This window comes from Paenibacillus sp. FSL R5-0887 (assembly GCF_038002305.1).
GTDB classification, from domain to species: domain Bacteria; phylum Bacillota; class Bacilli; order Paenibacillales; family Paenibacillaceae; genus Paenibacillus_AQ; species Paenibacillus_AQ odorifer.
Map to the genome: position 1 here is coordinate 1,099,398 of NZ_JBBOCE010000002.1, position 13,021 is coordinate 1,112,418.

The 13,021-nt window shown below is 45.1% G+C and carries 13 protein-coding genes; 4 read left to right on the top strand and 9 right to left on the bottom strand.

Going from position 1 to position 13,021, the window contains the following annotated elements; all coding sequences use genetic code 11:
• Window positions 1-115 precede the first annotated feature (115 nt).
• Entirely contained in the window at window positions 116-1,888 is a 1,773-nt protein-coding gene (locus tag MKY14_RS22880) for a hypothetical protein (protein ID WP_340977393.1), read from the top strand.
• A 630-nt stretch (window positions 1,889-2,518) separates the two neighbouring features.
• Here the strand turns inward: MKY14_RS22880 and MKY14_RS22885 are convergent.
• The 4 genes from MKY14_RS22885 to MKY14_RS22900 all read right to left on the bottom strand — a co-directional run bounded on the left by MKY14_RS22885 (window position 2,519) and on the right by MKY14_RS22900 (window position 6,815).
• Window positions 2,519-3,919 carry an ADP-ribosylglycohydrolase family protein gene (locus MKY14_RS22885; protein ID WP_340977395.1) on the bottom strand — a complete coding sequence of 467 codons (1,401 nt, stop codon included), beginning with the start codon at window positions 3,917-3,919 and terminating at the stop codon, window positions 2,519-2,521.
• Between the two features lie 516 nt (window positions 3,920-4,435).
• Window positions 4,436-4,990: a pyridoxamine 5'-phosphate oxidase family protein gene (locus MKY14_RS22890; RefSeq protein WP_340977397.1), complete on the bottom strand. Its 555-nt coding sequence runs from the start codon at window positions 4,988-4,990 to the stop codon at window positions 4,436-4,438.
• A gap of 638 nt (window positions 4,991-5,628) precedes the next feature.
• Window positions 5,629-5,808: a hypothetical protein gene (locus MKY14_RS22895; protein ID WP_340393392.1), complete on the bottom strand. Its 180-nt coding sequence runs from the start codon at window positions 5,806-5,808 to the stop codon at window positions 5,629-5,631.
• Window positions 5,809-6,242: 434 nt separating this feature from the next.
• Window positions 6,243-6,815, bottom strand: coding sequence for a GyrI-like domain-containing protein (locus tag MKY14_RS22900; protein ID WP_340977400.1), 573 nt, complete (start codon window positions 6,813-6,815; stop codon window positions 6,243-6,245).
• Between the two features lie 156 nt (window positions 6,816-6,971).
• Between MKY14_RS22900 and wrbA the strand changes: the two genes are divergently transcribed.
• Complete coding sequence (gene wrbA, locus MKY14_RS22905; protein ID WP_076129597.1) at window positions 6,972-7,607, top strand: NAD(P)H:quinone oxidoreductase type IV; 636 nt, start codon at window positions 6,972-6,974, stop codon at window positions 7,605-7,607.
• A gap of 80 nt (window positions 7,608-7,687) precedes the next feature.
• Here wrbA and MKY14_RS22910 read toward each other — a convergent pair whose 3' ends face one another.
• The 5 genes from MKY14_RS22910 to MKY14_RS22930 form a co-directional block, all read right to left on the bottom strand.
• On the bottom strand, window positions 7,688-8,686 hold the full coding sequence (locus MKY14_RS22910) for a Gfo/Idh/MocA family protein (protein ID WP_445669878.1): 999 nt from the start codon (window positions 8,684-8,686) through the stop codon (window positions 7,688-7,690).
• A 44-nt stretch (window positions 8,687-8,730) separates the two neighbouring features.
• The gene (locus tag MKY14_RS22915; RefSeq protein ID WP_081387265.1) at window positions 8,731-9,081 is read right to left on the bottom strand and encodes a DUF1648 domain-containing protein; all 351 of its coding nucleotides are present in this window, start codon (window positions 9,079-9,081) and stop codon (window positions 8,731-8,733) included.
• 37 nt (window positions 9,082-9,118) lie between these two features.
• Entirely contained in the window at window positions 9,119-9,445 is a 327-nt protein-coding gene (locus tag MKY14_RS22920) for a nucleoside triphosphate pyrophosphohydrolase (protein WP_076194412.1), read from the bottom strand.
• Window positions 9,446-9,485: 40 nt separating this feature from the next.
• Window positions 9,486-9,881: an 8-oxo-dGTP diphosphatase MutT gene (gene mutT, locus MKY14_RS22925; protein WP_076185009.1), complete on the bottom strand. Its 396-nt coding sequence runs from the start codon at window positions 9,879-9,881 to the stop codon at window positions 9,486-9,488.
• A gap of 167 nt (window positions 9,882-10,048) precedes the next feature.
• Entirely contained in the window at window positions 10,049-10,762 is a 714-nt protein-coding gene (locus tag MKY14_RS22930) for a YceI family protein (protein ID WP_076194409.1), read from the bottom strand.
• A 126-nt stretch (window positions 10,763-10,888) separates the two neighbouring features.
• On the opposite strand from MKY14_RS22930, the gene MKY14_RS22935 reads away from it, so the two are divergent.
• Together MKY14_RS22935 and MKY14_RS22940 are read left to right on the top strand one after the other, a co-directional pair.
• A complete protein-coding gene (locus tag MKY14_RS22935; protein WP_036680796.1) occupies window positions 10,889-11,593 on the top strand; it encodes a response regulator transcription factor in 705 nt (234 codons plus the stop codon).
• Window positions 11,581-12,996 (top strand): HAMP domain-containing sensor histidine kinase, encoded by a 1,416-nt coding sequence (locus tag MKY14_RS22940; protein WP_340977401.1) that lies wholly within the window; start codon window positions 11,581-11,583, stop codon window positions 12,994-12,996. The genes MKY14_RS22935 and MKY14_RS22940 overlap by 13 nt, the downstream gene beginning before the upstream one ends.
• The last annotated feature ends 25 nt before the right edge of the window (window positions 12,997-13,021 follow it).

Sequence of the window (13,021 nt, forward strand, 5' to 3'; positions counted from 1 at the left end):
AACATCCTTATTGATGACAACCAACCGTTTCTCAAAGAAATATAAGGATGATGTATACCGTAAAACTTATACTTTCTTAGGCTTTCTTATATTTTGAAAAAAGAGGCTACTCTATATGACGTTCAAACAATTAATAACCCTGCGAAACTTTATGATCATTTTGTGTATATGCATGCTTGTGCTGCTTGGACAGAAGGTTTTTCTCATCGCAGATAAAATACAAATCACCAAAGAAGCCGACCGTCTCTACGCTGCCGGGGATCTGATTAATGCAGAGGATCAGTACCGTCAAGCAGCGGCCAACTATTCCATTGATTACCAGGAAGAAAGAGTCGCAAAACGTCTGGATGAATTAGCTCCAATCACAGACATCCGCAAAGTTCTGAATGATTTGGTAGCCTCTACTAAGGAGGAAGCAGCGACTAAGGATTTTGCCGGATTTATGAAAAGCTATCAAGCTCTGCTCAGTTTAAAAGCTACATATATGAAGCCAGGCGGTCCCTATGAATCCTATTATCGCCAGTTATCGTCGGCCTCAGGCATTTCAGACCAGTTCACCTCTTATTTCCGTCAGTTTAAGGAGCAGTTCCTTGCCGATCTTGCCCAGAACCAGAGCGGAGGGGTGAGTAATGAAGAGAACTTCAAATGGAATCTTTTGCAGATTCCTGATGCTTATTATGGAAGTGCAGCTTCCAAAGAGGATTTACTAGCCTCAAAGTTTAAAAGCCATGACACAGCTATATTAAAATCCTTAGCAGGAGCAGGAAACTTTACCGGCATGCTGGAAAGCACCCTGTCCCTGATGAGTGCTTATAGCCAGCATAATTACGAAGCTCCTTGGGTACTTCAACAAGCAGAAAGCAGCGGGAAGATCATCCTGAACAAAGATCTTGAAGGTGACAATATCACAGCTTTTGCTGGGCATGCTGTAGCTTATCGTAATTTTGCAGGATCGGCAGGCATCACGTCATCCAAGGTGCTGACTTTGATCGATACTAGTAAGGCTAAGCTACTAAAAAACGCCAAACGTCTGACAACTAAAGGTCAATATGCTGAAGCGATACAATTATACGGAGATCTTGCCCCGCTAGAAGATACTTCGACAAACATTGCCGCTGCTAGGCTGGCTTGGAATATCGCAGAGCCTGTTCGCCTCCTTCCTGGCGGTGAAGAGCAAGACAAATACAACAACGTCATCTCCCGCAAAGGACTATTGGGCACAAAAGTGATCGTTGCCGGGACGGATAATAGTGGCGTGCTCTATTATGCCGCGATGAATAACGACGACAATGTGGTCACATTAACCGGAAACAGCTTGCCACGCTTCGAGAGTCTGCGCAGTCTTACTTTTAATGAACAGTTGGCAACTTCTTCAGGTGTACCTGTAGTTTTAGCCCAATCTGAGGTTGAAGGTGGACGCACCCTTTTCACAGCATATGAGATGAAATCGAATGGTATTTCGCAGTTATTTTCTTTAGCTGGTGATAGTTATGAACTGCAGCCGGATGACTCTATTCTCGTGCCTAATGCGGATCTTGGAGACGGTGTTGACGGGCAAACGGCACTTTACCGTAAAGTAGACGGCAGCTATCAATTCGCGGAGATTGTTCAGGAGTATGCTGTAATCTCAGCTGCGGATCTTACCACTCATCCTTTTGAAAAGGTCTCTTTTCATTGTGAGATCATCGTAGATAACTTCGGCAATAGTCTTGCTTACTCGGATGGGATTTATATTTTGCTCCAAGGAGAAGTGGGTTCCGTTACAGGTAACGCGTTAATTAGTGGCCAATATCAGAATGGATATGAGCTCGTTGGAACAGACATAGGCGAGCAATATGTGCCTGTGTTTATAGTGGAATCCGTGGGTAGCATGAGCTTTGGGCGGTAGGGATTTGGGATACGGCATACGGCATACGGCATACGGCATACGGCATACGGCATACGGGATAACCTTGTCTTTGTGTCGGCTCGACGATCCTGTAAGCTCCACCACTTATAACAACTAGCATTGGACAGCGCTTCGATGGTTAATAGGTACGTAATGCCATGAAGATCACATAGCTCGTTAATCATTCGTAATTATCCTGTAGTCTAAGTCTCATTAATTTACCTATTGTGGATGTTTTTAACAATCCATTGAACTTTCAAGTAATCTGCTCTAGACGCTTTCACACCATTGGTTACGCATCATCCCTTATGTGATCTACGTTTGATGTAACATCTTCAAGCAAATTTGCAATTGTTAGCAGTACCTGTTGCTAGACAAAAAGACACTAACCGGGGGTTGGTGTCTTTTTTTCCATGTACTAGCAGTCTATGGATAGATGAAAAAAATCAAAAAGTAACCTGTTACGGGATAATGTCGTATTGCATTAAGCACGGTGACTTTTACTCAGCTACTCAATTGGCACTTTTAATTTCTAAAGCACTTCTATATAGGTCCCACAAACACTCCAAGGGAATAAAATTGTGAACCGTAGTAACAGATATCTTAACCATTTTTTTGATGAAATCAAATTCAAAGGTTTAAATCGGTGTTCTCGTTTACATAGAGCTCGCTGGGTTCAATTCGATGTTGGTGAGTATGCAACAGCTCTGGCAAACGCCCCATCCGCTCAGCCAAACGGGATAGCTTTTGCTCATGAAAATTAGATAATCCCGTATGAATCCGGTCTTGGAAAGGCTCAAGCCATCTTGTTTCCAGGCTGTCAGAACCGAAATAAACCCCGAGCAGAGAGCCTGCTGTTGCTCCAAAGCTGTCCGTATCGTTGCCTTGCATCACCTGCTTGCATATCCCGTCACCGACATTGTCTGCAAATCGAAATGTATTAATTAAGGTACCTATTTCCTGATAAACCTGACAGTGACTATAATTTGCATACTTATGGTTAATGCTCTGATAAGCTTCCAGCCAGTTATCTGCATTCGCTACCTTCTGCAGGCAATCCTGAGTAATTTCATAGAATCGGCTCCTTCTAGGTACGAATCGCAGTGCAGTACTTATTATTTTAATAGGATCGCGCAGCACTTGCGCAACTGCAATCGCAGCGGCGATGAACATCGTGGCGTAGATCCCCGTCCGGCGATGTGTAAAACTTGCATCACGCCAAGCTAGCTCAGCGGCAAGAGCGGGTTGACCGGGGCAGGCATAACCGTAAGCATCTGCGCGAATCGCTGCTCCGCATAGTTCTGTATCTTGCACCATGAAGTCGGGCCAAGCCTCTATTTCAGAATGATTGAATAGTTCTCTATCATGCTCCAAATAGCTAATCCCCGATCGAAGCAAGATGGTCCTCTCCGGCCCCCAAGTAGTACTTATCGGAAGATGATTTATCCATAAATCTCTTAAATTTCTTTTCGTAAAACCGTCGCCAAATTGTTCTAACGCCATCATTCCCATTAATGTGTAATTGATATCATCATCAGGTGCCACATAACGAATTCGCCCCCGCGTCGTCTCAAACCAAGACCAATGTCGACGATCCAAAGCATGGAGAACTTCATCAGAAATGTAATCATTCAGTGGCCATTCCCCTACAGAAGTTAAAGCTTTACGCAATTCCGACAAGCTGGGGTTTACCTCAATCGGTTTGCCTAGCATTGAACCACAGACTGAAGCGAGGAATCCCGCCTCCACACGCTTGGAGCTATCCTTAAGATTCAAGATGCCGACCTGGCCTAAAGGTCGTGCCGGATCGCATTCCTGCCATATCTCTTGTAAATCGTTTGGTTCATAGTAAGGCCAATCTTCCCTCATTGGGATGGCAACCAAGCTATGAGCGAATTCCAGATAGGCATCATAGCTTGCGGGAAGCTGTTCCAGCTTGGATAAATAACCCGAGGTTTGATGCCCCTGTGCAAATTTATTGCGTAAAATTCCCTCTAATTGACGTTTAAGAAATGTGAGTGATGGCAGCATGCTGTATCTCCTTTGTCCGTTTATTAATCTACGTTTCAAATGATTTCTACATGAGAATGTAAACGATGATTGATGGAAAAGCAGCCCATCCCATCGCCTTCATTATAAGTTTAAATAAACGAGCATGCGATGATAGAAATAACAGTAAAAGCAATAAGTTTAATAGACTATTAAATAGGGAAAGACACTCTAAAAAAACCTCCAATGGGATGCCAAATGAATCGTCACCCTTATGTCCTTCATTTTTTTGATTACGGGATTACAGGTTACAGGATTACGGATTACGGGATTACTTGTTGCGTTCAATTAGCTTATTACTTTGCCTAATGAGATCGAATGTAATGGTTTATAGCATACACTGTATCCACCTAGTGAACATTTATAATGAGTAGTCAAGCAACTATAGCGACTTGGGTGTACATATACGAAGCAGACAACTTTGAACGACTTGGGTAAACAATCCCTACAGATAGTACGCTCCTTCTGCTGACCATGAGAATGGGAACTCCTGTCTGGTCAGTTTTTTTGTCCAAGAGGTGTGGGTAGCCCGTCTATACTCTTTGTGTTTTTCTCTTGTCTATATTCTCTCAGCCCTGCCTCACCCTTTTGGATAGACCAACGCTGCAACGTATCCCGCTCACCCTCATAACTCATGAATGGGACCGAAAATCCGCAGGAAGTCTGTACTTTATGAACATCTATCAAAATGATCTGTCTAGCTCCAGGCAGAGATGTAAACAAAGGGGACAGTGTTTCCCATTCTGCTGATTCAGGCAAAATCACAGCCCCTGTTCCATACAGTCTTAAAATATTAGGCGGCCCCTCAAACGCACAAAACATAACCGTCACTCTTCCATTTTCCAGCAGATGCGCGCTCGTCTCATTACCGCTGCCAGTCATGTCTAGATAAGCCACCTGATTAGGAGACAATATCCGAAAACAATCATGTCCCTTCGGCGAAAGGTTAACATGCCCATCTTCTGAAAGCGGCGCCGACCCTACGAAAAAAAGATGCTGCCGAAGAATAAACTCTTCATGTACAGGTAGTATAGAGGTAAATTGTTTTCCCATTTGGCATTCTCCATTTCTGTATATTTGTGTGTTGGCTAATTGGTCATCTCTACTCAACTCTATCGGATCCGCCGACTCAATGAGTTCCATGAACTACATGAACTACATGAACTACATGAACTACAACAGCTTCACCAATCATCTCAGTTCCATCAACCACATTTGCTTAACTAACTAGCTTTGCCGACTACATTAACTTCTATAGTTACATTAGCTCTATCAACTCCGTTAGTTTCACCAACTGGATCAGTTCCAAAAGTGCATTAACTCCATTAACAATACCCACTCCAATAGCTCCTCCATCAAACTAACTTTGACTAGGTCCAAGCGGCGTTTGCCTAGGCATTTTTGTCTCTCTTTATTGCTACTTTGGCTCGGGGCGGCTAATGTAGAGCACTTTCGCCTCTCTTTCTTGCTACTTTAGCTCGGGGCGGCTAATGTAGAGCACTTTTGCCTCTCTTTCTTGCTACTTTGGCTTGGTGCGGCTAATGTAGAGCACTTTTGCCTCTCTTTCTTGCTACTTTGGCTCGGTGGAGCAAATGTAAGGCATTTTTGCCTTTGTTTCTTGCTACTTTGGCTTGGGACGGCTAAGGTAGAGCACTTTTGCCTCTCTTTCTTGCTACTTTGGCTCGATACCGCTAATGTAGGGCACTTTTGCTCTTATTTCTGACTAATTCGACGTTATGCAGCTGATGTAGAGTATTTTTACCGTACATTTCCGCCACTTTGGCCCAACCCAGCAAATCTACGGGATTTTTACCGTACATCCCCGCCACTTCTGCCCAATCCAGCAAATCTACGGGATTTTTACCGTACATCCCCGCCACTTCTACCCAATCCAGCAAATCTACGGGATTTTTATCGTATATTTTTCCGCAGACACATTAGTTAAGTATATATACTCTAGGGCTTTTCTTATGTCTCCCCCCGTCTGCCTAAATGCAAGCCTCAGCAAGGATTAACAACACATCCCGAGAATTTTAAGCTGTTTATATTCTCTTCCACCGTCAAGTAACCCTTCTCCCCGGTACCTAGCACGTCAGCAAAAATAGGGACTACCTCTCGGCAGCCCCCCTTTCTCTCGCAAGCTGCTTGATACTACTATCAGAAGCAACTCCCTTAAATCCCTTTTTCCCTTTAAAACACATCCCTTTAAACACTTTTCTATAACACTTCCTATAACACTTTTCCCTAAAAAATCTCCCGCTTAAGCACTTAACCCACTAAGCACACAAAACCATCCTTCCCCTATCTATTCAATCGCAATATAAATCTCAACCTGCGTGTCAGCAGGGTCGAAATTCCGTGAATCATAAATCTCAAAATCCCCCGTGTAAGTTCTTACCTCCCCAGACTCCTTAAAGTACGCCCAAATCTCCCCCCACGCTTGCGCGACTACTTCAAATACCGGACCTTTTTTCGTCTTAAAAACCATGTATTTGCTCTCCGGTACAGCCGCATAGGTGAACTGGTTTTCCACTAGTTCGCTTTCCTCTAGCTCGTTTTCCTCTAGCTTGCTTTCCTCTAGTTCGCTTTCCTCTAGCTCGCCTTCCTCTAGCTGACTTCCCTCTAAATGTCTCTCCTCAGCTACTTCATGCCCGATCACAACGGTATACGCTCCGCTCGCATCACTCTCATAATCCGTATACAAAGCATAGATGTACTCAGGATTTACCGTAGCTATCTGCCCCGCAATATTACTCTGAAAATAAGTTTCCCACAGCTGCGACAAACCTCCATCAGGTCCCATTTCTGCTTCATTAGTTGTGCGTATGCTAACCCCCGCCAAGGTCATTTTTGCTTTCTCTACAAAATAAGTATTCATCCATTCTCCCTCATTTCCTGTGATTGAACTTAGTATACACAGGCAAAGTGGACATCTGTCTGTCCAGTTCGAATAGATTGATTTCATTCTGGGTTATAAAGACACCATTAGGGTAATTAATAGTATGGAACTACACTCGAAGGGAATGACTACAGCATGCCAAAAATCAAATTAGCTGTCATCTACTACAGTGCCACAGGAACTAACTACCAGCTAGCACAATGGGCCGCGGAAAGCGCAGAAAAAGCAGGAGCTGAGGTAAAACTGCTGAAGGTGCAGGAACTCGTCCCCGAGGACAAAATTCAAGCAAATCCAGCCATGAAAGCCCTAGCTGAGAAAACAAAAGATATCCCAGTCGCCACACCCGACGATATAGTCGAAGCGGATGCGATTATTTTCAGTTCCCCAACCCGTTACGGTAACATTGCTTCCCAGATGAAGCAGTTCATTGATACAACCGGTGGCATTTGGGGCAAAGGACTAACAGTAAACAAAGTCGTCAGCGCCATGAGCTCAGCACAGAACCCGCATGGTGGACAAGAAGCTACGATTTTGGCACTCTATACGTCGATGTATCACTGGGGAGCCATTGTTGCAGCACCCGGTTATACCGATCCAGTCACATTTGGTGCGGGAGGCAACCCTTACGGAACAAGTGTCAGTGTAGATGGAGACGGTAAAATGATCGAAGATCAGGATCGGATCCGTGACGCTGTTTTTCATCAAGCGAAGCGTACCGTTGAAGTGGCCGGCTGGGTTCAGGCAGGCAAAAACGCCAATAATCAGAACTAGCGCAGCTTAGTTAATATAACAACACCCCTCGGAGCTACTTGTGTAGCACTGCACCGAGGGGTGTTTAATTTATATTTTAATTACTCTCCAGGGTATTTAAGCCCCCACTGTGCACGCACTTGATCCAGCAGTTTCAGAATCGCTAACGATTCATCCAATGTCATCACCGGACTCTCTGTAAGCCCCGCCTGAAGACAACGTCCTACTTCCTCCGCTTCAAAACAATATCCAATAGAAGCACGGTCGTCCACAAAGCTCTCTACCTTCTCATCTCCTATATAAAGCGCAGCCGATTTCGGGTTCACTAATGTACCCTCTACAATAATACGGCCTTCTGTGCCAAACACATGCGCTTCCTCCAACATGTTAAGACGAATACCACCGTTCAACGAAGCGGTTTTCCCGTTACTATATGACAACAGCATCGAGAAATGCTCGTCCACTCCAGTCTCACCTATGTGCACTGTGCTGGAAATAGACTCAGGATGAGGTCCAAACAACATGGAGGCAAAAGAAACCGGATAAATCCCCACATCCAGCAGCGCACCCCCGCCCAGCTGCGGATTCAGCAATCTGCCTTCCGGATTCCAGTCGGTACGAAACCCTAGGTCTGCCTTCACCAAACGAACATCACCGATTCTACCCTCAGCAATCCATTCTCTAACCTTCACAATCGCCGGGATGTAGCGACTCCACATTGCCTCCATCAGGAATAGCTTATGTGCTCTAGCATAGGCCACAACTTCTTCCAATTCACCGCTGTTTACGGTAAAAGGTTTCTCACACAGGACAGCTTTGCCTGCACGCAGCGCCATTAAAGCATTTTCTTTGTGAAAAGGATGCGGCGTTCCAATATATACCGCGTCTACATTCGGGTCATTCAGCAATTCCTCATAGGTTGCATAGGCATGCGGAATCCCATGATTTTTAGCAAATTCATCGGCACTTTCCTGAGATCTTGACCCAACGGCATAAGCCACACCATTACTGGCATGCGCCAAATCAGTAACAAATTGATGAGCAATCCAGCCTGTGCTAATAATTCCCCATCTCACCTTGTAAGCGTTGTCCATTTTCATTTGCATGTTCCTCCTAATCCTTCTGCTAAGTCTCTTTAATTCTATCAGACCATTCTAATGAATGTATAGGAACTGATGCCAGCAAACACCACCGTCACCACCAAAATAGCAATATTCCAGATCTTGCTCAAGGCCGCTGAGTGCTCGTTAGAGCTTTGAATAAACGCTTTTTGCAAAAGGAACTGTAAAAGCTTCATGATTATGAATCCCAAACAACCCAGCCCGCTTTGCAAAATAACCTCCAGACTAGCTTTACTTACAAATCGATCAGCCATGTTCCCATCATAATGAATCGGCACGGTATCCGGCATTTTGGAATAAAGGAATAAATAAATAGCTACAGGAATCAAGGCCACCACACTGCTTAAGATCATCGTCAGTTTGGTTTTGAACAACGTTTTACCCTCCTTGTGCGGAAAAATAATCTCCCTGTTATTCTCCTTCCACTTCAATCAGATATATCCCCTTCTTAAATCCACCGCGACGTTTAGCTTTCTCTGCACGTTGCTTCTCCAGCTCCACGCTATTGCTCCCGTGTGTCTCCGCCAGAGCCTGAATCACTTCCATCATATCGGCAAGCTCCTCCAGAGCTTCTTCATCACTTGCTGCCTGAAAATATTCCTTCGACTCTTCTTGCAATTTTTTACGTAGTTCAGTTATGTATTCTTTGGACTCTAATATCCTTGTGTTAAAATCTTTACCTTGAGAAGCTATCAAATCGGGGATGCCGTCACGCACTAGCTTTTCATATACAGGCATTTAAGCTCTTCCTTTCTTCTATATTATATTATATCTCCCTTCAATCCGGCTTTGATTCCATCACTAGACGTTCTACAAAAGGAAGATCTGCCGGAGCAAACATGAACTGATCCAGTTCAGCCGGAAGCACCCACCTATGTTCGTCGTGATCGACCAGATCAATTACACCTCCCTGATACCGCGCTTTCCAAGCAATCAATTGGATCTTTATCTCTCCATAGTTATGCTCGTTCATGCCAAAGCTCTCATAGGGAAGGATTGTGATCCCCATCTCTTCCTGAAGCTCTCTTTGCAGACACTCTGCGATGCTCTCATCCTGCTCTATTTTGCCACCAGGAAATTCCCACAGACCTGCCTGCGATTTACCTTGCCGCCGCCGGGCAATAAGAATCTGCCCTTCTTCATTATGTATAATTGCTGCCGCCACCTTGATCACAAAGAACACCTCCACTATTGCTAGTTATTCGACAGATACTACTATTAAAACATACTATTCATTCCAAACCAAAGAGACTCTCCCAAAAGCCAACACGGCCTGGGAAAATCTCTTCAGTACAGTCTCTCTATAAATTTCACAGCAGCGTTATCCTTACGAAAGAGCTACTATTTTGTCAGCACAAGCTCCAAGCGAACCTCAAGATTATTTTCTGTATCCAGCACAACGGTGTGGGGATTGCTTAGACCAAAGTCAGAAAAGGCCACTGTTGTCGTTCCCGACAGCATCAACTGTCCCCCGCTATACGCCGCTTGCGACTGAAAGGTGACGTCCTTTTCTACTCCTTTTACGGTAAGCGTCCCCTGCATTTCAACAGGCACAGTTGCTCCTTCAGTCCATTCTGCCGGCAGCTCCGAAAATGACTTCACTACAAACGTGGATTGTGGAAATTCCGTAACGGATAGAAAATCCTCTCCTTTTACATGCTCGTCCCGTTGGCTATTGCCAGAATCCAGAGCGCTCATATCCACTGTCCCTTCCCCGGCCATCGAAGTAGAATCCTCTATATTTACCTTCCAGGTACCCTGAACTTTGTTGTCTACGAAGTTTACTGTTTCTTTAGAGGTCGTCACTGACCAATAGACTTTAGAGGTTTCCCCAAGGGTCCAATCCCCGTTTAATTGTTCGGCTGTGACCGCCACCCCTGCTGATGCTCCAGTGTTATTTGTTGTCTCTCCAGCATCTGCTGTGGTTGCTTGATTTGGAATCACGGACTCGATCTCTACATTATTGCCCAGCGATTTATCCAGTAATGTATAACCTGTGACTACTCCTACGATAATAACTCCTGCAGCGATCAAGGCTATTCTTTTTCTCTTCATCCTGTTCCCTCCAATATTCATAATTTCTGTATGCTTTCAAGCTCGTCCCTCATTCTAACAAAGCAATATGTCGGGAAGAAGTCAGAGCAGAACGGGCTATGATGTGTTAAACTTGTCGTAAATTTTATGGACTGGAGGTACTCCAATTTGACGAAATCCATTCTTGTTGTAGAAGATGAAGAAGCCATCTCTAGGGTCCTCAGTGCTTATCTGAAAAAAGCAGGCTTTCAAGTCACCCGTGTAGCCGATGGACGCGCTGCGCTGGAGTCTTTTGCTATATCTCCTCCTTCATTAGTATTACTAGACATCATGCTGCCAAACATGGACGGCTTTGAACTGCTTAAGCTCATCCGTGAAAAAAGCAGCTGCCCTGTGATCATGCTAACGGCAAGAGATGGGATCAATGACCGGCTAGCCGGCCTCGACGGTGGTGCGGATGATTATATGTCTAAACCTTTTATTCCCGAGGAGGTGGTAGCACGCGTGAACGCTGTCTTACGCCGTCCCTCGCAGTGGTCTGATGGCAGCCGTAAACGGCATTATGGCAGTTTGTTTATCGACTTCACAGCACGTGCTGTCTTTTTAAATGGGGCTGAGCTGAGTCTTAGTCCTCGGGATATGTCAGTGCTGTTATTTCTCGCTGAAAGACCTAATCAGATTTGTACGCGTGAGCAATTAATAGAATTTGTATGGGAAATGGATTATGAAGGAAGCGACCGGGCGGTAGATTTGTCGATCAAAAGACTACGCCAAGCGTTGTCGCACTGGCCTACTAGTGAGGGGGAAATCCGTACCCTAAGGGGGACGGGATATCAATTATGGACAACTTAAAGAGAAACAACGCCAAACGTACCTCTATCCTTTCTTACTGGACGATACGTTATCTGCTCATTATTAGTGTAGGCCTGCTCCTCACAGCTTTAGCTACATTATGGTGGATCCGTCAGGAGGCTATGAGCAATCGTCTGCAGACTGCGGGGCTTTTGGCACAGGAGATTGCAGATCGCAGCTTAAATATGGAAGGCTCCATTGAAATCAGCCATAATCTCGAAAAACTGATCGAAGACCGGAAGCGGTTTTTCAAGTTAACCATAGAGATGTGCGTGATCATTACTGATCAACAAGGTCAAATGCTATTCTCCCTGCCACCTCTAACTGACAAGGAAATGAGATATAAGCTAAATGATAGCCTGAACGACTCCCGCAGTCCTGAGTTTAAGGCTGCTGTGGCTCCCATAAATTCGGATGACAAAACACTGGGACAGGTTATTGTCCTGCAATCCAAAAAATCGCTGCGGCATATTCCACAGGAGGAGATCATATTTTTCTCCATACTGCTGCTGTTTCTAATCATCTTAAGTTGGCTAACCATTTACCTCTTATCTCGTAAACTGGCAAAACCCATTCAGAAGGTAGTCGAGGCTGCGGCTCAAATCAGCCATGGCCGTTATGATATCGTTCTAGATAAGGATGCTAAAGAGCGGGAAATTCATGAGCTGATGATGTCTTTTGAAGAGATGGCAGGCAAATTACAGCAATTTGAGCAGTCTCGAGCCGTAATGCTGGCCGGAGTCTCCCATGAGCTGAAAACACCCGTAACTTCTATTAAAGGCTTGGTGCATGCTGTACGCGAAGGGGTCGTTGAAGGTGATGAAGCTGCGGAATTTCTGGATATTGCCCTGCTGGAGGCTGGACGGTTGCAGCGAATGGTAGCCGACCTTCTGGATTACAATGCCCTGACTGCAGGAATGGTTTCTGTTCGTCACGACCGACTGGATGCCGTACCACTACTATCAGAAATCGTATATCAATGGAAACTGACACAGGCGGAAGATGTTGCTGAACCCGTGCTTCATATGCCGATTAATCCCTTATTTTTGCGTGGGGACTCCCTTCGTATCCAGCAGATTATCGTCAATCTACTTAATAACAGCGTACAAGCCAAAGCTCCGGATCGAAAGGTGCAGCTTACGATAGACCTGCTGGAGCAGCAAGGTCATGGCTTTGCCGAAATCCGTGTTCAAGATAACGGGCTTGGCATCTCATCCAATCATAGTGAGCATGTCTTCGAAGCCTTCTTCCGGGGCAGCGATAAGCAGAGCACACTGCGTGGTCTGGGACTCGGCCTAACCTTCAGCCGTCTGCTGGCCGAATCTATGAACGGAAGCCTCGTGCTTGAGGAGCACTCAGACAAAGGCTGCACCTTCGTGCTGTCTCTGCCGCTTGATGATTAAAAAATAGTCTACGATCCAGCGACAT

Excerpts from the sequence above, each read along its gene's own strand:
- MKY14_RS22880 (WP_340977393.1), top strand. The coding sequence starts at position 116 with ATGACGTTCAAACAATTAATAACCCTGCGAAACTTTATGATCATTTTG.
- MKY14_RS22885 (WP_340977395.1), bottom strand. The coding sequence starts at position 3,919 with ATGCTGCCATCACTCACATTTCTTAAACGTCAATTAGAGGGAATTTTA.
- MKY14_RS22890 (WP_340977397.1), bottom strand. The coding sequence starts at position 4,990 with ATGGGAAAACAATTTACCTCTATACTACCTGTACATGAAGAGTTTATT.
- MKY14_RS22895 (WP_340393392.1), bottom strand. The coding sequence starts at position 5,808 with ATGTACGGTAAAAATCCCGTAGATTTGCTGGATTGGGCAGAAGTGGCG.
- MKY14_RS22900 (WP_340977400.1), bottom strand. The coding sequence starts at position 6,815 with ATGAATACTTATTTTGTAGAGAAAGCAAAAATGACCTTGGCGGGGGTT.
- wrbA (WP_076129597.1), top strand. The coding sequence starts at position 6,972 with ATGCCAAAAATCAAATTAGCTGTCATCTACTACAGTGCCACAGGAACT.
- MKY14_RS22910 (WP_445669878.1), bottom strand. The coding sequence starts at position 8,686 with ATGAAAATGGACAACGCTTACAAGGTGAGATGGGGAATTATTAGCACA.
- MKY14_RS22920 (WP_076194412.1), bottom strand. The coding sequence starts at position 9,445 with ATGCCTGTATATGAAAAGCTAGTGCGTGACGGCATCCCCGATTTGATA.
- MKY14_RS22930 (WP_076194409.1), bottom strand. The coding sequence starts at position 10,762 with ATGAAGAGAAAAAGAATAGCCTTGATCGCTGCAGGAGTTATTATCGTA.
- MKY14_RS22935 (WP_036680796.1), top strand. The coding sequence starts at position 10,889 with ATGGACTGGAGGTACTCCAATTTGACGAAATCCATTCTTGTTGTAGAA.
- MKY14_RS22940 (WP_340977401.1), top strand. The coding sequence starts at position 11,581 with ATGGACAACTTAAAGAGAAACAACGCCAAACGTACCTCTATCCTTTCT.